The sequence below is a fragment of the Paenibacillus sp. D51F genome (assembly GCF_053345695.1).
In genome coordinates, this window is record NZ_JBKFAO010000001.1 from 568,524 (window position 1) to 588,167 (window position 19,644).

Annotated in this window: 21 protein-coding genes; 3 read left to right on the forward strand and 18 right to left on the reverse strand. The window is 60.3% G+C overall.

What is annotated here, in order from left to right; all coding sequences use genetic code 11:
* Positions 1–603 precede the first annotated feature (603 nt).
* The 15 genes from ACLBWT_RS02690 to spoVAC form a co-directional block, all read right to left on the reverse strand.
* Entirely contained in the window at positions 604–1,377 is a 774-nt protein-coding gene (locus ACLBWT_RS02690; RefSeq protein WP_447661528.1) for a class I SAM-dependent DNA methyltransferase, read from the reverse strand.
* A 226-nt stretch (positions 1,378–1,603) separates the two neighbouring features.
* The gene (locus ACLBWT_RS02695; protein ID WP_447661529.1) at positions 1,604–2,551 is read right to left on the reverse strand and encodes a CvfB family protein; all 948 of its coding nucleotides are present in this window, start codon (positions 2,549–2,551) and stop codon (positions 1,604–1,606) included.
* On the reverse strand, positions 2,548–2,895 hold the full coding sequence (gene rsfS, locus ACLBWT_RS02700; RefSeq protein WP_447661530.1) for a ribosome silencing factor: 348 nt from the start codon (positions 2,893–2,895) through the stop codon (positions 2,548–2,550). The genes ACLBWT_RS02695 and rsfS overlap by 4 nt, the downstream gene beginning before the upstream one ends.
* Positions 2,896–2,906: 11 nt before the next feature.
* Positions 2,907–3,479: a bis(5'-nucleosyl)-tetraphosphatase (symmetrical) YqeK gene (gene yqeK / locus ACLBWT_RS02705; protein WP_447661683.1), complete on the reverse strand. Its 573-nt coding sequence runs from the start codon at positions 3,477–3,479 to the stop codon at positions 2,907–2,909.
* Positions 3,472–4,092, reverse strand: coding sequence for a nicotinate-nucleotide adenylyltransferase (gene nadD, locus ACLBWT_RS02710; protein ID WP_447661531.1), 621 nt, complete (start codon positions 4,090–4,092; stop codon positions 3,472–3,474). Before nadD ends, yqeK begins: the two co-directional genes overlap by 8 nt.
* 52 nt (positions 4,093–4,144) lie before the next feature.
* Positions 4,145–4,438, reverse strand: a complete 294-nt coding sequence (yhbY, locus tag ACLBWT_RS02715) for a ribosome assembly RNA-binding protein YhbY (RefSeq protein ID WP_447661532.1) — start codon at positions 4,436–4,438, stop codon at positions 4,145–4,147.
* A 16-nt stretch (positions 4,439–4,454) separates the two neighbouring features.
* Positions 4,455–5,351 carry a shikimate dehydrogenase gene (gene aroE, locus ACLBWT_RS02720; RefSeq protein ID WP_447661533.1) on the reverse strand — a complete coding sequence of 299 codons (897 nt, stop codon included), beginning with the start codon at positions 5,349–5,351 and terminating at the stop codon, positions 4,455–4,457.
* 22 nt (positions 5,352–5,373) lie between these two features.
* Positions 5,374–6,495 (reverse strand): ribosome biogenesis GTPase YqeH, encoded by a 1,122-nt coding sequence (gene yqeH, locus ACLBWT_RS02725; protein WP_447661534.1) that lies wholly within the window; start codon positions 6,493–6,495, stop codon positions 5,374–5,376.
* The gene (locus ACLBWT_RS02730) at positions 6,492–7,019 is read right to left on the reverse strand and encodes a YqeG family HAD IIIA-type phosphatase (RefSeq protein ID WP_021879578.1); all 528 of its coding nucleotides are present in this window, start codon (positions 7,017–7,019) and stop codon (positions 6,492–6,494) included. Before ACLBWT_RS02730 ends, yqeH begins: the two co-directional genes overlap by 4 nt.
* 130 nt (positions 7,020–7,149) lie before the next feature.
* Positions 7,150–9,399 carry a DUF4129 domain-containing transglutaminase family protein gene (locus ACLBWT_RS02735; RefSeq protein WP_447661535.1) on the reverse strand — a complete coding sequence of 750 codons (2,250 nt, stop codon included), beginning with the start codon at positions 9,397–9,399 and terminating at the stop codon, positions 7,150–7,152.
* A complete protein-coding gene (locus ACLBWT_RS02740) occupies positions 9,392–10,648 on the reverse strand; it encodes a DUF58 domain-containing protein (protein WP_447661536.1) in 1,257 nt (418 codons plus the stop codon). The genes ACLBWT_RS02735 and ACLBWT_RS02740 overlap by 8 nt, the downstream gene beginning before the upstream one ends.
* A 3-nt stretch (positions 10,649–10,651) precedes the next feature.
* Positions 10,652–11,608: an AAA family ATPase gene (locus ACLBWT_RS02745; RefSeq protein ID WP_447661537.1), complete on the reverse strand. Its 957-nt coding sequence runs from the start codon at positions 11,606–11,608 to the stop codon at positions 10,652–10,654.
* Positions 11,609–11,771: 163 nt separating this feature from the next.
* A complete protein-coding gene (spoVAE, locus tag ACLBWT_RS02750; RefSeq protein WP_447661538.1) occupies positions 11,772–12,122 on the reverse strand; it encodes a stage V sporulation protein AE in 351 nt (116 codons plus the stop codon).
* Positions 12,119–13,138 (reverse strand): stage V sporulation protein AD, encoded by a 1,020-nt coding sequence (spoVAD, locus tag ACLBWT_RS02755; protein ID WP_447661539.1) that lies wholly within the window; start codon positions 13,136–13,138, stop codon positions 12,119–12,121. Before spoVAD ends, spoVAE begins: the two co-directional genes overlap by 4 nt.
* A 1-nt stretch (position 13,139) precedes the next feature.
* On the reverse strand, positions 13,140–13,634 hold the full coding sequence (gene spoVAC / locus ACLBWT_RS02760; protein ID WP_447661540.1) for a stage V sporulation protein AC: 495 nt from the start codon (positions 13,632–13,634) through the stop codon (positions 13,140–13,142).
* Between the two features lie 326 nt (positions 13,635–13,960).
* Here spoVAC and ACLBWT_RS02765 point away from each other — a divergent pair, with 326 nt between their 5' ends.
* Complete coding sequence (locus tag ACLBWT_RS02765; RefSeq protein WP_447661541.1) at positions 13,961–15,208, forward strand: CynX/NimT family MFS transporter; 1,248 nt, start codon at positions 13,961–13,963, stop codon at positions 15,206–15,208.
* 139 nt (positions 15,209–15,347) lie between these two features.
* Positions 15,348–15,887: a C40 family peptidase gene (locus tag ACLBWT_RS02770; RefSeq protein ID WP_447661542.1), complete on the forward strand. Its 540-nt coding sequence runs from the start codon at positions 15,348–15,350 to the stop codon at positions 15,885–15,887.
* A gap of 62 nt (positions 15,888–15,949) precedes the next feature.
* On the opposite strand, the gene ACLBWT_RS02775 is transcribed toward ACLBWT_RS02770, so the two are convergent.
* The 3 genes from ACLBWT_RS02775 to ACLBWT_RS02785 are packed head-to-tail and all read right to left on the reverse strand — an operon-like array spanning position 15,950 to position 18,516.
* Entirely contained in the window at positions 15,950–16,804 is an 855-nt protein-coding gene (locus ACLBWT_RS02775) for a MetQ/NlpA family ABC transporter substrate-binding protein (RefSeq protein WP_447661543.1), read from the reverse strand.
* Positions 16,805–16,846: 42 nt separating this feature from the next.
* Positions 16,847–17,506, reverse strand: coding sequence for a methionine ABC transporter permease (locus ACLBWT_RS02780; RefSeq protein WP_447661544.1), 660 nt, complete (start codon positions 17,504–17,506; stop codon positions 16,847–16,849).
* A complete protein-coding gene (locus ACLBWT_RS02785) occupies positions 17,503–18,516 on the reverse strand; it encodes a methionine ABC transporter ATP-binding protein (RefSeq protein ID WP_447661684.1) in 1,014 nt (337 codons plus the stop codon). Before ACLBWT_RS02785 ends, ACLBWT_RS02780 begins: the two co-directional genes overlap by 4 nt.
* 322 nt (positions 18,517–18,838) lie before the next feature.
* Here ACLBWT_RS02785 and ACLBWT_RS02790 point away from each other — a divergent pair, with 322 nt between their 5' ends.
* Positions 18,839–19,603 (forward strand): YdcF family protein, encoded by a 765-nt coding sequence (locus ACLBWT_RS02790; RefSeq protein WP_447661545.1) that lies wholly within the window; start codon positions 18,839–18,841, stop codon positions 19,601–19,603.
* The last annotated feature ends 41 nt before the right edge of the window (positions 19,604–19,644 follow it).

Sequence of the window (19,644 nt, forward strand, 5' to 3'; positions counted from 1 at the left end):
CTTCCATTCGCTTCCCTAGCTTCTGCTGCTGCAGCTCCTCAATACTGCTATACCTCCCCTATTACGTGTTTGGAGAAAAATTATTAAAATTCAGTTAGGCTGCTCTCTCGACGCATGTCGAGTGAGCAGCCTTTTTGAAATCTATTTCACCGCCGCAAAAAAACAGCCGCTCCGAATCCGGCACCGGCTCTCTCAGCCTGAAGTCGCCATACCGGTCCACCCGGCTGAAGCCGGCGGCCTTCAGAGCCCGGACGATCCAGTCGGGATCGTAGGCACGCTTTTGACGATATTTAGAGATATCCGAGCAAAAAATCTAATATTCTTACCTTCCATGAATCTTACAAAAATATATTAATATTTCCATTTTTATATTATATTAAGATTATCAATCAAATCGGAGGTGATTATGTTGAAAAAGATGATGCTGATGTTAGGTCTGATTGCTGTTCTGGCGCTCCCGTTTGCCTCTTTGGCTTCTGCTCAAGCTAATCCTAGTTACTCTTGTTCCATAAATTCGTTCTGCCATGTATTAAGCTAGTTTCCATCTTAAAATTTTTAAAAGGCTGAAAAGCGGACCTGTCTCGTCTACTTTTCAGCCTTTTTTTATTTCACCGCCGCAAAAAACAGCCGCTCCGAATCCGGCACCGGCTCCCTCAGCCTGAAGTCTCCATAGCGGTCCACCCGGCTGAAGCCGGCTGCCTTCAGAGCCCGGACGATCCAGTCGGGATCGTAGGCGCGCTGCAGATGGGTTTCCTCGAAGCGGATGAAGCGCCCGTCGCGGTCTCCCGCATCCTTGGCAAATATCGTAAGATGATGGCGGATCTCGATGCGGTCTTCCTCCAGCTCGGAGGTCCAGATGTAGCCGACATCCCTCTCGTCGAGGAAGAACGGCTGCTCTTCCGCATACCGCCTCAGCGTGGACGGCGCATGGACATCGAACAGGAATATGCCGCCGTCCTTAAGTCCCCGGAATGTCGCCTTGAAGGCCGCTTCGATATCTTCTTCTTCCGTCAAGTAATTCAGGCAGTCGCAAAAGCTGATTGCGGCGTCCACTGAATCCGGCAGCTCCCAGTCCCGCATGTCCTGCTGCAGCCAGCGGACGGAGCCCGCATTCGACCGGATCGCCTGCTGAGGCGTCTCGTCCCACTTGCTGCGGGCGATGGACAGCATGTCCGCAGACAGGTCGATTCCATAGACGCGGAAGCCTGACTTGGCGAGCGGAATCGACAGGCTGCCGGTACCGCAGCCGAGATCAGCGATGCTTTCCGGCACGCCATAACTCTCCCAGCATTCCCTCATGAACCGGATCCAGTCCGGATATGGCATATCTTCCATCAGCCGGTCGTAGACGCCGGCGAATTGGCGGTAAGCCCTCATGGCAAAACCTCCTAAGCAAACACATTTGCAAGGCAGACGCTTCCACTAAGCGAGCATCAGTCGTATCAAGCTATCAGGTGCTGCCGATGAATGGCGGGGCATCGCCTGCCCTCAACTCTTCCGCTGAACGGGAATGAGCTCTATCGCAGCATCGGCAGAGCCCTTGCCTGCTGCCCCGATCATCAAGCACCAACCCGCAAGCGAAGTTGCCGTCTCCGAGCGAAAGCTATTCGGCTCCGCCGTTCTCCTCAGACGCCTTGACGTCTGCCGGGGCGCCGCTCTCGGCTTCCGTGACCAGCTTCGTCCAGTTGCCTTCCTGGCGGACGAGCCCTTCGCGCATCAGCTTGCCGACGGCCCGCTTGAACGCCCCCTTGCTGATGCCGAACTTATTCTTGATGATCTCCGGAGGAGTCTCGTCGGAGTAAGGCATCGCCTGTCCCGGACGCTCCTTGATGAACGCGAGGATGCGGTCCGCGTCCTCCAGGCGGCCGACCTGCTTGAGCTGGCCCATCGACAGGTTGGCGCGGCCGTCCTCGCGGACGAAGGTGACCCGGGCGCGCACGCGCTGGCCAAGGCGCAGCGGCTCCGGACGCTCGGATGCCGGAATCATGCCGTAAGCTCCGAATCCGATGACATCGCCGTCCAGGACGACGAAGGACCCCATCTGCAGCGTGCGGCTGACCCAGCCTTCCTTCCATTCGTTGCGCCATGTCGACGGAACCGGGAATACATGCCCCGCCAGATCGTCCTCGCGCGCGAGCTTGCCCAGCAGGCGGCCGCTTTTGTCATGCGACAGCGTGACGTACACTTCATCGCCCGGCAGCGGACGGAGGTCGACGAGCTCCGGCAGCTCCGAGAGCGGCAGCAGCAGCTGGCGGCCGAGGCCGATCTCGAGGAAGCAGCCGAGTCGCGGGTGGATGTCCGCGACAGCCAGCCGCTTCAGCTCGCCGAGCTGGATCAGCGGCTTTTTCATCGTCGCGGACAGACGGTCGTCGGTATCGTGGAACAGGAACACTTCCAGCTCCTGCCCTTCCTTCGGCTTATGTCCGTTCGTCTCGCTGTAGTGCAGCAGAACTTCCGTATCCTCTTCGTCTCCGAGGCTTAGAAAAAAGCCGAAGGGCGACACTTCGCGCGCCACCCTCAGCTTCAATGTTTGTCCGGCATAAGGAGTCATGCGAACTCCACGACCTTGGCGTCGGACCACAGTCTCTCCAGGCTGTAATAGTCGCGCTCTTCGCGGTGGAATACGTGCACGACAACGTCTCCGAGGTCGATCAGCACCCAGCGTGCTGTATCCATGCCTTCAAGGCCGCGCATCGTCACGCCGCCCTCCTGGGCGCGCTTGCGGATCTCCGTGGCGATCGCTTGCACTTGCGTATCGGAATTGCCGTGGCAGATGACGAAATAATCCGCGACGAGGGAAATATCCTTGAGGTTGAGCGCGACGACGTTGCCCGCTTTTTTATCTTCGGCCGCCTCGACGGCGGCCTGCAGCAGTTGTTCGGAATTCAGGGCCATTCAGTTGCCTCCTAATGTCTATTGGTTATAGTCGTGATCAGGTCGTTCCGTGCAGCCAGTGTCAGGGGATAGATTATTTTTCCCTTCTCCAGCAAAAATCGTATCGTAGAATCGAAACCGGCTCTAAGCGCGGCATCGAGGTCGGTCTCGGCAAGCACCCGGATGCCGTCCACGCCGGGGAAGTCCCGCCCCGGCTCCATGTAGTCCGCGAGACAGACCACTTTGTCCAGCAGCGTCATGCCGGCCCGGCCGGAAGTATGGTAACGGACGGCGTCGAGCACCTCGATATCCGTAACGCCGTAGTCCCTGCGGGATATCCAGGCCCCTGCGGGCGCATGCCACAGCTCCTTGTCGTAAGACAGGATGCCGAGGTCGGCGCTCTCCTCCCGGATCGCTTCCTCCATCCGGTCCACCGGCCAGTATTTGGCCAGATCGTGCAGGATGGCGGCCAACTCCGCCTTGTCCGGATCGGCTCCGAACCGCCCGGCGAGCACGATGGACGTCGAGATGACGCCCTGCACATGCTGCCAGCGGCGCTCAGGCATGCCGGAGCGAATCGATTCGATCATCTGCTGCTTATCCATCATGGCGGTACAGTCCCTTCTCCAGAAGGTAATCAAGCGCCGGCTCCGGCACGAGGTACCGGACCGACAAGCCCGCTCCGAGGCGGGCCCGGATCGCCGTCGAGGAAATCGCCAGCCGCGGCATCGAAGCCAGCAGCAGACGCTCTCTCAGCTTGGCCGGCAGTCTGCCGGCCGCAGCGGTCGCGGATGCCGCCGGATCGCCGTCGTCGGACGGCCGGTCGACGCCGATGAAGATGATCCTCTCCGCAAGCTCGCCGATCCGGTGCCATTTCGGCAGATCCCCGATCCGGTCCGTTCCGATGATGAGATGGAATTCCGTCTTCGGCATCTCTTCTTGCAGCTGCAGGACGGTATCGTACATGTAGCTGATTCCGCCGCGCTTCAGCTCGATATCCAGCGCCCGGAAGCCGGGATGGGCTTGAACGGCCAGCCGGACCATGCTCCAGCGGTCTTCCGGAGAAGCCCCCGGAGCGCGGTCCTTGAGAGGAGGCCCGGCATTGGGGATGAACAGCATCTCGTCCAGCCCGCATGCTTCCTTCGCCCTCTCCGCAGCGATCATGTGTCCGATATGAATGGGATCGAACGTGCCTCCCATGATGCCTGCCTTGCGCATTGTATCCCCTCCTCCCCATGCCCGGCAGCTTCGGTATTGCGGAAGGTGCAGCCTAGCGGGGAAGCACGATCGTCTTGTAGTCCTTCGATTCCTTGTACAATACGATCGTCTTGCCGATCACCTGCACGAGCTCCGAGCCGGAGCCTTGCGCCAGCTGGGCGCCGACTTCGCGCGCATCCTCGTCGCAGTTGTTGAGGAGATTGACCTTGAGCAGCTCGCGCTTCTCGATCGCTTCCTCGACATGCTTGACCAGCTGCTCGTTGAAGCCGCCTTTGCCGATTTGGAAAATCGGGGTCAGATGATGCGCCATCGAGCGCAGATGTCGTTTTTGTTTGCCTGTCAACATAAAATCACATACCTCTCTATGGTGCGGACTTCTCCTGCATCGCCTGCAGGACGGCTTCCCTCATCGCTCCGGTCGGAGCCGGTATGCCGGTCCAGTATTCAAAGGCGTAAGCGCCTTGGTAGATAAACATGCCGAGTCCGCCATGCGTGCGGAGGCCGAGGCTGCGGGCTTGGGCCAGCCATGCGGTTTCAAGCGGGTTGTAGATCAGGTCGCTTGCGACCGCGTCCGGCCGCAGCAGCGATACGTCGACAGGGCATGCGTCTATATTAGGATGCATCCCGATCGAGGTCGTATTCACGACGAGATCGGCTGAGCGGAGAACGTCCTCCGCCTCGCTGCCGGACTGCGGGAGCGCCCGCACCTGTCCATGCGAGGCAAAGGCTTCCGCCAGCTCTCTGGCGCGCTCCTCCGTCCGGTTCAGCACCGCGACCTCGGCAGGGCCTTCCTTCAGCAGCGCGTACAGCACGCCGCGGGCGGCCCCTCCGGCTCCGATGACCGCGATGCGCTTGCCTCGCAGATCGGGCAGCGCCTCTTCCTTAAGGGAACGGACATAACCGATTCCGTCCGTATTGTAGCCGGTCAGGACGCCGCCTTCATTCACGACGGTGTTCACGGCTCCGATCAAGCGGGCTCCTTCATCGACATGGTCCAGATGGCTCATGACGTCCAGCTTGTGCGGAATGGTCACGTTGACGCCGCGGATGCCCATCGCCCTGACTCCGGCCCAAAAATCGCCTAACCGGTCAGCCGCGACATGGAAGGCGGCATAAGCGCCGTTCACTCCGGTCTCGCGGAAGGCGCGGTTCATCATGACCGGCGATTTGGAATGCCGGATCGGGTCGCCGATGACGCCGTACAAGGTCGTATGGCTGTCGATCTCCATTCCGGCCATCCCATGCGTCTTTGCCATCATGCCGTCAGCTCTCCCGTCTAAGTCAGATTAAAGCTTCGCGGACGAGAACCTTGACTCCCTTGGGCGCATAGACTTCGATCTGCGCTCCGCTGGTGCCGTTGACGCGGATCCATCCCAGGCCCGAGACGAACACGTCGGACTCGCTTCCTTTTGGAATGCGCAGGGAATGGCGCGTCCAGGCCGGCATCTTCTCGAGCTCTTCCCGCGAAGGCGGGGCAAGCAGCTCGCCCTTGTGCTGGGCATAGAGATCGTCGGCGCGCTCCATCTTCGTCCGGTGTACTTTCATCGCATTGGCCGTGTACAGCGTGAAGCTGAGATTGGCTCCGGCCGCATAATCGAACCGGATCAGGCTTCCGAAGAACAGCGTCTGGCCGGCATCGAGCTGATAGACGAGCGGCTTGATCGGCTTGTCCGGCAGCAAGGCTCCCAGAACGCCGCGCGGGACGAGCTCCGTCAAGCGCGAGCGGTACACGATGCCCGGCGTATCGACGATGGCTTTGCCGTCGTCAAGCGGGATGCGGATCTCGTCGAGCGTCGTTCCCGGGAACCGCGATACGGTCAATTCCCGGTCCAGATCGCTGTAGTCGGAGATGAGCCTGTTGATGAGCGTCGACTTGCCGACGTTGGTGGCGCCGACGACGTAGACGTCGCGGCGGCCGCGCAGCTCCTCGACCGCTTCCACGACCCGCTCGAAGCCCATGCCTTTCTTGGCGCTGCACAGGACGATATCGACCGTGCGCAGTCCTTGCGCCTTGGCCTGCCGCTGCACCCAGTTGCGGATGCGGTTGTAGTTCGTCCCCTTCGGAAGCAGGTCGATCTTGTTGACGACGAGCAGCACGGGGTTGTTGCCCACGAAGCGCTGCAAGCCGGAGATCATGCTTCCTTCGAAGTCGAACAGGTCGACGATATGCACGACGAGGCTGTCGGTAGATGCGATGCCGCCGAGCAGCCTCAGGAATTCGTCATGGTCCATGGACACCGATACGGCGTCGTTGTAGTTGCGGATGCGGAAGCACCGCTGGCAGATGACGGCTTCGCCGCCCTTGGCCGATGCCGGGACGTATCCCGGCTTGTCCTTGCTGGCTGACTGAAGCGCGGCTCCGCAGCCTGCGCATCCTTGCTTGTCCAGTTGTTTTTCGCTCACTTGCTTGTTTCCTCCTCCTGCCACAGGCCCTTGCGGCGCAGCCGGGAGAGGGCAATCCGTTCCAGCAGCCGGTTGATCCGGGTGCCGAAGCCTTCATCCGCCGGCGAGATGGGAGCTACGAGTATCGTATACAGCCCCATCCGCTTGCCTCCCAATACATCGGTCATCATCTGGTCGCCGACGACCACCGTCTGTTCCGCTTCCAGGCCAAGCACCGCCAGCGCCTTGCGGAACGCTTGGGTGGACGGCTTGCGGGCCGCATGGATGAACGGGATAGCCAGCGGTTCGGCGAATCGGGATACCCGCGTCTCGTGGTTGTTGGATACGACCACGACTTGGAAGCCGAGTTCCCTGACCCTGTCGAGCCAGGCGATCAGTTCCGGGGTCGCCAGTGCGATCCGGGCGCCGACGAGCGTGTTGTCGAGATCGGTGATAATGCCTCGAACACCCTTCTCCTTCAGCAGATCAAGATCGATTTCATATATAGATTTCACGCGCATGTGCGGCACCAGCCGTTCAAACATCGCTTAGTCTCCCTTGCTTAGAGCCTGCTATCTTACGAAACTATACCATATTACAGGATAACGGCGCAAAAAGGAACCGCCCTGTCAACAGGAGCGGTTCCTTTCCCGAACTTTGCCGGCTCGGCCCGGATCAGCCCGGCTTGCCGAACCTGCCGAGCACGCCTTTGACTTTGCCGGCGAAAACCTCGGCGTCGCCGTATGAAACGGGCTGCCCGCTGTATTTCACTTTCTCGAAATCAGCCAGGATAGCCTGAAGCTCCCGCTGCAGATACTTGCGCTGCTTCGACCATCGCAGCACCGCCTCTCTCAGCGTCTCGTGATCCTCCTTGACCAGGCCGCCCCGCCTGGCGGAGCGGATCAACCGGCCGGTATCCCACGATATCCGCTCCTCGGCAGACAGCGAGCGGATGCGCCAGCGGCGCCAAGACTCGGCAAGGATATGCCGGTTCACGAATGCCGCAGCAGCTGCGGCTGCCGCCAGGACGATGCCCCCGATGACGTAGACGTAGGACGGAAGGGCGAATCCGGATGCCTCGGAAGCCTCCGTGTCCATTTCCGGCGCCGCGCTTGGCGCCGGCGTCGGGGTGGCTGCCGCTGCCGCATCGTCGGCTGCCGCCGGATACGGATAAGCGAAGCCTGCTGTCGGCTCGAACGGAATCCAGCCGTAGCCTTGGAAGTAGATTTCGACCCAAGAGTGGGCATCGGAGTTCCGCACCGTATAGGTATCGCTTTCCATCCACTCCTCAGGCCCGCCGCGCATGCCGCCCGGCATCGGAACACGGTTCGAGCCGGAAGCATAGCCTTTCACCCAGCGGGTCGGCAGATCCACGGATCGGGCGAGCACGGCCATGGCCGACGAATAGTAATCGCAGTAGCCTTCCTGAATCTCGAAGAGGAAAGAATCGACGAAGTCGGCGCTGACCTTCTTGCTCGTGTCCGGCTGATTGGTGTAAGGAAAGTTCGTCTTGAGATACTCCTCGATAGCGACAGCCTTGCCGAAATCGGTCGGCTCGGCAGACGTCAGATCGCGCCCAAGCTGAGTGACCCGGGCCGGAATATCCATCGGCAGCTGCGTGTACATGCCCTGCAGCCGCTGGTCCGGAATGATTGCCTGCGCGGACTTGACGCCGTCGTCCACAAGCGTCTGCTCCGAGACGAGGGAATAGGTTTTGGGGTACGTCTTCTGACCGTTCTCATACCGGAGCTCCATCGAGGATGGATACCAGCCGCTCGAGCCGGAAATGTCCTTGGAGCCGTTGAACGACTCCAGAATTTTGATGGCGGAGGCGCCGAACAGGACCGGGAACACGTCTTTGCGGGCCATCTTGAACTCTTGATGGATCTCCACCGTTTCGGCAGCGGAACGATCCCATCCAAACGCAAGCTCACCTCCCGCAGCAAACGGCATGAGCTTCTCGTTCTTCTCGAGCTCGCTGTCTTCCCATCCTTTTCCGGTATAGTTCGATTTCGTCTCGCCTCTCCAATAGCTCTTGCGGTCCGACTTGACCGTCATGACCGGAGAATAGTCGTAGTTGAAGCCCCCGCCCAGCTTGCCGTCCTCGCGGCTGTAGCCCGACTTGTTGCTCTGCTTGCTGGAGTTCGCCGGCGCAACGCCCTTGTCCCCTACGAAAGACTGGACTTGCTCGCCCTGGGCTTCCTTCCATACCGTGTATGGATCCTTGATGATCGGCGGAATCTCGGGAACGAACAATCCCGTCGCCATGACGAGGGAAAGCACCAGCACGATCGGCAGGAGAAGCTGCGCAGGATAGCTCTTCAGCCTTGTCCAGCTCGCGGGATGGTCCCGCTGGAAGCGGGCGAAGTGCTCGGCGATCAGCCAGACCAGTCCGGCGAAAATGACGATGGCCGTGTTGTCCCATAGATAGATCGGCGTGAAGGAATCCGTCACCGCCAGGACAAGCAGGCATACCGAGGTGAAGCCGACGATTCGGATCCGGATGCGCGTCCAGGCCGAGAAGAGAACGTAGACTATCCACACCCCGAGCGCGATTTCCAGAAACGGATGAAGGGCGGCAAGATTGTCGGCCAGATGGGCCAAGCGGCTGTCCATGAGAATCGGGTCATATGGCGTCCACTGTATCGGAGCGGCGGCATAGAGGATGACGCCGATGGACGCGAGCTGGAGCAGGATCCGGTATATTCTTCGCAAAGGCAGCAGCTCGATCAGGGCGGACATCCCCAGGACGAGGTACGCGACCCGGAACGTCTCGGACCACCAGATCTTCTCCAGCACCGACAGGCTGCTCGCGATCATGACGGCTGTCAGAAGGCCGCTCAGCATGACGAACCAGCGGGCGGAGGTTGCGATCATTCCTTGGGCAACACCCAGGTAGCGGCGGGCTTTCCTGCCTTCAGGCATCGGCGGCGACCTCCCTTCCGTCAAGCGCGTCCGGCAGCTCTTCCAGGCTCGAGATCACATAGACAGGCCCGCCGTAATCGTGGAAAGAGGCGCTGTTCGTTCCGGAGGAACGGTCCTCGATCTTGATGCAGCAAGGATTCATGCCCCGCCGGGACAGCATGGACATCGCCCGGCGCACTTCATCCGGACCGGCGTCCGTCACGAGCACGGCCAGCGAGCCGCGTTCAAGCACGGCCTCCGCCTCCGACAAGGCGGCATCGATTCCGTCCGCTCCATCGTTGTCCGCCGCGGTGAGCAGATCCATCGCCTGATGAAGCTGATCGCCGCCGCTGCCGGAACGGAGAATGCCCGGGACCCGGGATGAGATCCAGAGTCCCATGGACGTGTTGCGCCGGAGGCCGTGCTGGAACAGGGACGCCGCCGTCGATACGGCGATCTCGAATCGGGCTTCGGCGCCTGGAGCCTGGCGGCGGCAGGCATCCAGGAGCACGATCGTACGCGGAAGCGCCTCGCGCTCGAATTCCTTGGATTTCCACTGTCCGGTCTTGGCGGTCGCCCCCCAATGGACGCGGGAGAGCCGGTCGCCCGGCAGAAACTCCCGGATGCCGTTGATCTGGGTCGTCTCGCGCGAAGCCCGGGGAGCCGAGGCATGCGAATAATTGCCTTTCGCCCCTCTGCGCACCCGCTCCCAGCCGCGAAGCTCGATCGTCCTCGGCCTCACGGCGAAAGCATCCGCCGATTCGAAATGGCCGGTATGCTCGAAAAAGCCGAACAAATCGCGCGTCGAGCATTCGGTCGGCAAAAACCGGTAGATGCCTCTTTCCAGCGGCGGCGTCTTGTAGGAAGCCTGCCCGCTCCGCTTCACATTCGGCACGAAGCTGATCTCGAACGGGATCTCTTCGCTGCCGTTGCGCTGCAGCCGTTCCCGGACAAGCACGTAGGGGACGGGATAATAGCCGGGCAGCTTCATGCTCAGGCTTACTTCCTGAGAGCTTCCCGCGCTCAGAACCGCCTGGGCTGCCGGCGACTGGTCTCCGGAAGCCCTGATCCGGCGCTTGCCCGATATGCCGCGGATTCCGCTCCAATAACCAAGAGAAATATATAGGATGAGTCCGTTCAGGATGCAAAAGATCATGACGGCGGTCTTGCCGCCTTGAAAAAGCATGTACAAAAGGCTGGAGACGTAGATCAGCGCCAGCAGCCGCCACCTGAAGGCGGACTGGCGCCTCCTTGCAGGGATCAAGCCCATGCGTCAGCGCTCCAGCCGGACCGGCACCTTGGTCCGGCCGATGACGTCCTCGATGACCGTCTCGGCGCGGGTGCCGCCAAGCCTCGCGGCCGGCTTCAGCAGGAGCCGGTGCGAGAGCACGTGGACGGCGAGTTGCTTGACGTCGTCCGGGATGACGTATTCCCGCTTCTCGATCAGCGCGCGGGCTTTGGCGGCCCGCATCAATGCTACCGCGGCGCGCGGGCTGGCTCCCAGCTGCACGCCTTCATGCTCGCGGGTGCTGCGGACGAGCCGGACCAGATATTCTCCGACCGCTTCGTCCACATGGATCTTCTCCGCCAGCTCCTGGAGCTTGACGATGTCGCCGATCTCGGCGACCCGGCCGAGCAGATCGGAAGGATGGCCGCTTTCCTGCTTGAGCACCATGCGCCTCTCCTCGGCTTCTCCCGGATAGCCGAGCGACAGCCGCATCATGAAGCGGTCCATCTGGGCTTCGGGAAGCAGATACGTTCCCTCGAACTCGATCGGATTCTGGGTCGCGATCAGAATGAACGGACTCGGCAGCGAATACGTCTCCCCGTCCACCGTGATGCTTCTCTCCTCCATCGCCTCCAGGAGAGCGGACTGGGTCTTCGTCGTCGCGCGGTTGATCTCGTCCGCAAGGACGAGATGGGACATGATCGGACCCGGACGGAAGATGAACTGCTCCTCCCGGGGATGATAGATGGTCAGGCCGGTAATATCGGTAGGCAGCAGATCCGGATTGCACTGGATGCGTCTGAAATCGCCCCCGATGGAGCGGGCGAGAGCCTTGACGAGCTGGGTCTTGCCTGTGCCCGGAACATCTTCGAGCAGCAGATGGCCTCCTGCCAGCAGGGCGATCAGCACGAGCTCGATCTCGCGCTCCTTGCCGAGGATGCAGGATTCCAGATTGCGGCGAATGTCCGTGCACAGCTGTAGATCGGATGCGTAGACTTCCATGTCCATGACTCCTTCCGAAGACTGCTTCCCCTGCGAGAGCGGTATTTTATTAGTTTACAAGAACCGACTATATCTAACAATAACATCCGTTTCCAAAAAAAATTGGAGAATCCCACAGAGGGATTCTCCAATGCATACGACAGTCAGGAACAAAATGTTTCGCTCATCCCTTCGGACGGACGACGAGAGCGGCCAGGAAGGAGAAGATGATCGCCGCGCTTATGCCTGCGCTGGTGACCTTGAATATTCCGGATATGACCCCGATCCATCCCGTATCGTGCAGCTCGGTCAGCGCGCCGTGAACGAGCGAGTTGCCGAAGCTCGTGATCGGAACCGTGACGCCCGCGCCGGCGAACTTGATCAGCGGCTCGTACCAGCCGAAGCCGTCCACGATGGCTCCGACGACGACCAGCGTCGCCATCGTATGCGCCGGCGTCAGCTTGCCGACGTCGAACATGAGCTGCCCGATGACGCAGATCGCCCCGCCGATCAGAAACGCCCATAAATAAATCATGCGTACACCCCGCTTTGTTCAATAGACACCGCATGCGCGATGCAAGGAATCGTCTCGCCCTGCTGGAACGACAGCGGCGAAAGGAGCGCTCCCGTCGCCACGACGAGAATCCGCTTCAGCTCCCCCGACTGGACGCGCTTCAGCAGATGTCCGTAAGTGACGACTGCCGAGCATGCGCAGCCGCTGCCCCCGGCCTGCACCTTCTGCTTGTCGATATCGTAGATCATCAGGCCGCAGTCGTTGAATTGCGTCTGCTCCATCGGGACTCCGTTGCGCTTGAGCAGATCGGTGGCGATGCCGTGGCCGACTGTCGCCAGATCCCCGGTGACGATCATGTCGTAATCGCCCGGCGAGCGGCCGGTATCCGTCAGATGCATCTGGATGGTATCGACCGCAGCCGGCGCCATGGCGGCGCCCATATTGAAGGGATCGGTGATGCCGAGATCGACGATGCGGCCGATCGTCGCGCATTCCACGACCGGTCCGATGCCTGCAGGCGCGACGACGGCCGCTCCTGCTCCGGTAATCGTGTACTGCGCCGTAGGCGGCTTCTGCGACCCGTATTCGGTCGGATACCGGAACTGCTTCTCCGCCGTGCAGTTGTGGCTGCAGGTTCCGGCCAGCACGGATTTGCCCGCGCCCGAGTTGACGATCAGCGACGCGATCGCCAGCGACTCCATGGACGTGGAGCAGGCTCCGAAGACGCCCAGGTAGGGCACGCCCAGCGTCCTGGCGGCGAAGGTGTTGCTGATGATCTGGTTCATCAAGTCCCCGCCCACGAAAAACTCCAGCTGCTCCTTCGTCATGGAGGCATTTTTTAGCGCGAGATCCGAAGCCTGCTCCAGCAGCAGCCGCTCCGCCTTCTCCCAGCTCTTCTGCTGCATGTCCAGTTCAGGGTGGATCAGGTCGAAATCAGCGGCAAGCGGCCCTTCTCCCTCGTCAGGGCCGACAACAGTAGCCGTCCCGACAATGACCGGACGGTTCTCGAACCACCAGGTCTGCTTTCCTCTTTGCATCTTAAGGCTGCCCCCCAGTACCCAGGATGAGATGCGCGATGCCGACGAAGAAAGCCGCTACGGTGCCGAATACGATCACCGAGCCTGCCAGCTTGAACATATTCGCCCCGACGCCAAGGACAAGCCCCTCGCTGCGATGCTCGATCGCTGCCGAGCACATGGAGTTGGCGAAGCCGGTGACCGGCACCGCCGTGCCCGCTCCCGCCCACTGGGCGATCTTGTCATAGACGCCGAGGCAGGTCAGGATGACGGAGATCAGGATCAAGACGGCGACGGTCGGGTTCGCCGCCTTGTCCACAGGCATTTTGAAGGCATGCATGAAAAATTCCTGGATGCCTTGGCCGATCAGGCAGATGAAGCCGCCGACCAGAAAGGCGCGTACGCAGTTGCTAAAAACGGAGCGGGACGGCTCCCTCGTCTTGGCGAACGTCTGATACTCCTTCGGCGACATCGTCATTTTCTTGAAACCTTCGCGCCGCGTGCTTTTGTTTGACATCGATGCTCCCCCTTGCTGGCCGCTATCGCAGGCGCCGTCCGGCGGCGCAGCATCGCAAGCCATGAATTCGAGGTTATTATTCGCCTTTCCCTCATGTATTATCCAACTTTTCCGCTCCGCCATCGATTGCCAGCCCGAGCTTGCTTCCGCGGGGCATCTTAATTAGATGGCAGTAGAAAATAAGCCGGGCGGCTTCACTTGCGCAGCCGCTGAAAGCAGCATCTCTTTATTTACTTTAGTCGTGAAGTAGGATAGTATACGTTACTGGTACCCTAAAAGCTCACACACAATGTCAACCGAGGGGCCTGGAAAGAAGGAACTTATTCATGAGCCAAATTCCCAAGCCTGCTTCCGGCCGAAGCAGGCTTCTGACTGCGTCGGCGATCGCAGGAATCCTGCTGATCGCCGCCAATATGCGCGCAGCCATAACTTCCGTCGGGCCTGTGATCGACCAGATCCGCGGCAGCTACGGCCTGAGCAGCGAGATGTCGGGCCTGCTCACCTCGCTTCCCCTCATCGCCTTTGCGGCCATGTCCCTGCTGGCTCCGCGCATCGCGGACCGCTTCGGCGCAGAGCGCTCCCTGCTTTACGGGCTGCTCTTCCTGATTGCGGGCATGCTGCTGCGGACATTGCCCGCCGCAGCCGGACTGTTCGTCGGCACCGCCCTGCTCGGTCTGGCGATCGCTCTCAGCAACGTTCTGCTGCCGAGCATCATCAAACGTGATTTCCCGACGCGGATCGGACTTCTGACCGGCTCCTATTCGGTGACGATGAGCATATTCGCCGCCACCGCCTCCGGCGTATCCGTCCCGCTGGCTTCCGTGCCGGGCTGGGGATGGAAGGGGGCGCTGCTGATATGGGCGCTGCTGGCCGCTGCCGCGCTTGCCGTATGGATTCCATATTCCCGGAAAGCGGCTCCGGCTGCCGCTTCCTATAAGGCAGGGTCGTCGCCGAGCATGTTCCGCTCCCCGCTGGCCTGGAGAATCACGTTCTTCATGGGCATCCAGTCCATGACCTTCTATGTGACGATCGCATGGCTGCCGGCGGTATTCCATGAGAATGGGATGAGCGCCTCCGCCGCCGGCTGGATGCTCTCGCTGATGCAGTTCGTCAGCCTGCCGACTTCCTTCTTCATGCCGGTATGGGCGAGCCGCATGCGCTCCCAGGTGCCGCTCGTGCTCGTGTCCGGCGCTCTGTCGCTGAGCGGCTATTCCGGGCTCCTGTTCGGCAGCACAGACATGACCTGGCTCTGGATCACGCTGTTGGGCCTCAGTCAGGGAGCGACCATTTCGCTGGCCCTCACCTTCTTCGGCCTCCGCACGCGGAACGCCGGGGAAGCAGCGAAGCTGTCCGGAATGGCGCAGTCGCTCGGCTACCTGCTGGCGGCGCTCGGACCGATCGTGTTCGGCTCCATCCATGATCTGTCCGGCTCCTGGAAGCCGGTGCTTGCCATCCTGCTCGGCCTCTCCTGCATCGTCATCGTGCTTGGCACCGGAGCCGCCCGCAATCGCTACGTCGCAGCAGAGGAAGAATCTTCTCTACCCGGCCGTTCCGGCCGCTTGAGCAACAACTGATCCCATTTGATCCTGACCCGCCCTAACGGCGGGTTTATATTTTTGGCTCTTTTTGGCATGATTAGGCTTCTCTAAGAAAATATCCGCCTTCTATCAAGCGATGCTAGAATAGCCGTACATCGCCAGAAGGAGGAACATCATGAATCTTTTCCTGCATCTTCGCAAGACCGTCGCCGGCGTCGCCGCATTATCCCTCATCCTTGCCGCGGGTACAGCGGCAGCGGCCAAGCCCGTTCATGCCGCGCAGGCCAGCAGTACATATGCTGCTGCCTCGGCATCCGCATCGACAGCATCCGCCAAGGCCGACCGCATCATTGCCTATGCGGAGTCCTTGAAAGGAAAGGTCAAATACGTCTACGGAACGAACAATCCTGCGAAGCTCATCTTCGACTGCTCTTCGTTCACCAAATACGTTTTTGCCTCCCAGGGCGTCTCGCTCAAGTGGGGATCGACCGCGCAGAGCAAGCAAGGCACCAAGGTCAGCAAAGCCAATCTTCGCAAGGGCGATCTTATGTTCTTCACCGTAGGCTCCTCCAAATCGATCGGACATGTCGGCATCTACATGGGGAACGGGAAGTTCATCCACAACACGATCGGCTCCAAAGTGAACGGCATCCTCATCAGCAGCTTCGACAGCGGCTACCAGAAGCGGTTCGTATCGGCAGCGCGGGTGCTCTGACCGCCAGCCGTCAAAAAAAGGCCTTCGCGCGATGCGCGAAGGCCTTTTCTGTGCAGGTTGGATCAGAACGCCGGAACGATGGCTCCCTCGTATTTATCTTCAATGAATTTCTTCACGTCGTCGCTGTTCAGAACCTTCATGAGCTTCTGGATGCCTTCGGAATCCTTGTTGTCCGGACGGGCGGCGACGATATTGGCGTAAGGGGATTCCTTGCCTTCGATGAACAGGGCGTCCTTCGTCGGGTTGAGCTTGGCATCGAGAGCGTAGTTCGTGTTGATGATCGCGAGGTCGACCTGGTTCAGGACGCGCGGAAGCGTGGCGGCTTCAAGCTCTTTGAACTTCAGGTTTTTCGGGTTCGTCGCGATATCCTTCACCGTGGCGCTGATTCCGGCTCCGTCCTTGAGCGTGATCAGCCCGTTGTCGGCCAGCAGCTTGAGCGCGCGGCCGCCGTTGGTGGCGTCGTTCGGAATCGCGATTGTCGCTCCGTCCTTCAGCTCGTCCTTCGACTTGAGGCTTTCGGAGTAAGCTCCGATCGGCTCGACATGCACCGTGCCGACGCTGACGAGATCATAGCTGCGTTCTTTGTTGAACTCGTCCAGGTAAGGAACATGCTGGAAGAAGTTCGCATCCAGCTTTTTCTCGTACAGCTGCACGTTCGGCTGGACGTAATCCGTGAACTCGACGACTTCAAGGCTGACGCCTTCTTTGGCCAGCGCATCCTTGATGTGGTTGAGAATCTCGGCATGGGGAACCGGCGAGGCTCCGACTTTCAAAGTGATCGGCTCGGAAGCGCCTGCGCCAGCGTTGGAAGCAGCGTTTTCTGCCGCGCCGCCGGCATTGTTGCCGTTATTGGCTCCGCAAGCCGCAAGGGCAAGCACAAGCAGCGACAAGGTAAGGACAGTAAACCATTTTTTCATGAGTATGACCCTCCGATAAATGTAGTGTAATTTCTCTCTGTCTTATCTCCGGCTGATTCGGCGGACAAGCCAGTCTCCCAGAACCTGGAGCAGCTGGACCAGCACGATGAGGATGACGACCGTCACGATCATGATGTCGGTCTGGAAGCGCATATAGCCGTAACGGATCGCCAGGTCTCCCAGTCCTCCTGCTCCGATGGTGCCCATCATCGCGGTGTACGATACGAGCGTGACCGCTGTGACCGTGATCGCGGCGAGCAGTCCCGGCCGGGATTCCCGCAGCAGCACGCGGCGGACGATATCCCATTTGGAAGCTCCCATCGCTTGAGCGGCCTCGATGACGCCCTTGTCGACTTCCCGCAACGCCGTTTCGACCAGTCGGGCAAAAAACGGCGCAGCCCCGATGACGAGCGGCGGAATCGCTCCCTTCACGCCGATGGTCGTATTGACGACCGCCTCTGTGAGCGGCATGACCGCGATCATCAGGATGATGAACGGCACCGACCTCAGAATGTTCACGACGAACGACAGGACGGAATAGAGGGCCGGCATGTGGAGCAGCTGGCGGCTGGACGTCAAGTACAGCAGGACGCCGAGCGCGAGGCCCAGAATGACCGTGAAGATCATGGAGAACACCATCATCGTCAGCGTATCCTGCGTCGCCTGCCAGATTTCGTCCCAATTGATATTCTCCCAGGTCATTCCGGCAGCACCTCCACGTCAAGTCCGCTCGCGCGAAGCGATTCGATGACGGCGTCCGCCTCGCCGGGACCTCCGCCGCTCAGTTCGACAAGAAGCTGTCCGTAAGGAGTATGCTTCATGCGGGAGACGGTTCCTTGGAGAATGGCGCATTGCACGGGACTGCCCTTCAGCGCTTCGAAGAGCACCGGCTGGTAGGTTTCTTCACCGACGAAATGAAGCCGGATAAGCCGCGAATTATCGCGAGTCCGCAGCGGCGAGCCGTCAGACAGATCGGACATCTCTTCGACGAACTGCCTCGTGACCGGGTGGGACGGCTTCAGGAACACGTCGAGCACGTTGCCGAATTCGACGATCGTACCGGCGTCCATGACCGCGACGCGGTCGCAGATGGAGCGGATGACGCCCATCTCATGCGTGATGAGCACGATCGTCAGCCCCAGCTTCTCGTTGATGTCCATCAGCAGCGAAAGAATGCTGTTCGTCGTCTGCGGATCGAGCGCGGAAGTCGCCTCGTCGCAGAGCAGCACCTCGGGATCGGCAGCGAGCGCCCTCGCGATGCCGACACGCTGCTTCTGACCGCCCGACAGCTGGGACGGGTACTTGTCCCCGTGCGCCTGCAGGCCGACCAGCGTCAGCAGCTCGTCCACGCGGCGGGCGATGGCCGGCTTCTTTTGGCCTGCCAGCTTGAGCGGAAACGCGATATTGTCGCGGACCGTCACGCTGGAGAGCAGATTGAAATGCTGAAAGATCATGCCGATCTTGCGGCGTTCCCGCTGCAAGCCTCGTTCTCCCAGACCGGTCAGGACGACTTCCCCGACCTTCACTGTGCCGCGCGTCGGACGCTCCAGCAGATTCATGCAGCGGATCAGCGTGCTTTTGCCGGCTCCGGAATGGCCGATAATGCCGAATATCTCGCCTTTGCGGACATCGAGCGTGATGTCGCGGATCGCGTCTACTTCTCCGCCGCCAGCGCTGCGGTATGTTTTCGTCACATCCTGCAAGTGAATCAGGTTTATCCCTCCCGGAACAACACCGCCTGTCAAATCCTATAAAACCAAGTAGTTTAAGTGGTATTATATAGGCGAGCGTTGGTTTTGTCTATAGTGGATGAAATATCGTTCTAGCATGCGGAACGGCGCGGTTTTCATACCCCGTTCCCAAAGTATTTATTCTATTATTCTGACATAGTCATGTCAAATTGCAGAAGTTTCCTTGCCATCAGGCTCCGTTTTATGATTTATAATAGATGACTTTCAAAAGCAAGGGGAATTGACGTCGAAGCCTTCTTGGCGTCCGCTCGTCCGTTTCCCCGGATTCAAGCGAGGACATACCTTGATCTATTTCGTCAAATTCGTATACAGCCTGCTCCTTCCACCCGGATTGTTCCTGCTTCTGCTCGGGGTCGCCGTCTGGAGAGCATGGATCCGGGACCGCAAATGGACATGGCTCCCGCTGCTGCTGCTAGTCGCGCTGTACTTGATGAGCTCGGGGCTGGCCAGCGACGCTCTCGTGCGCAGCATCGAAAGCCGCTATCCCCAGCCTTCGCCGGCCGATGTGCGGCTGCAAGGCGACGTGCTGGTCGTGCTCGGCGGCGGAGCGACGCCGGATACGCCCGATCTCGAAGGACTCGGCAACTTGTCCGGTTCGGGGGAAGCGAGGCTGCTGGCGGCAGTCCGGCTGCATGCCGCTACTGGGCTGCCGATTCTGTTCAGCGGCGGCCAGGTATTTCCGGACAGCGGCAATGAAGCGGACATCGCGGGCAGGCAGCTGCGCCAGCTCGGAGTTCCCGCCGAGAGCATCTTCCTTGAGAACCGTTCGCTCAATACGGAGCAGAATGCCGCTTACAGCAAGGTGCTGATGGAGGCCCAAGGGTTCAGCCGTCCCGTTCTGGTCACTTCTGCTTTCCATATGAGCCGTTCGGTGGAGACGTTCCGGCAAGCCGGGCTCACGCCCCTTCCCTATCCAGTCGACTATGGGGCGCCGGCCGATGCCGTCTTCTATTGGAGCAAGCTGCTCCCCTCCGGCGGCGCCATGGCTGCCAGCTCCACGGCTCTCAAGGAATACCTGGGCATGCTGGCCCTTCGGCTGAAGGGCTGAGCCTGAGGCAAGAGCCCGCATGAAATAGCGGTAAAATGAAA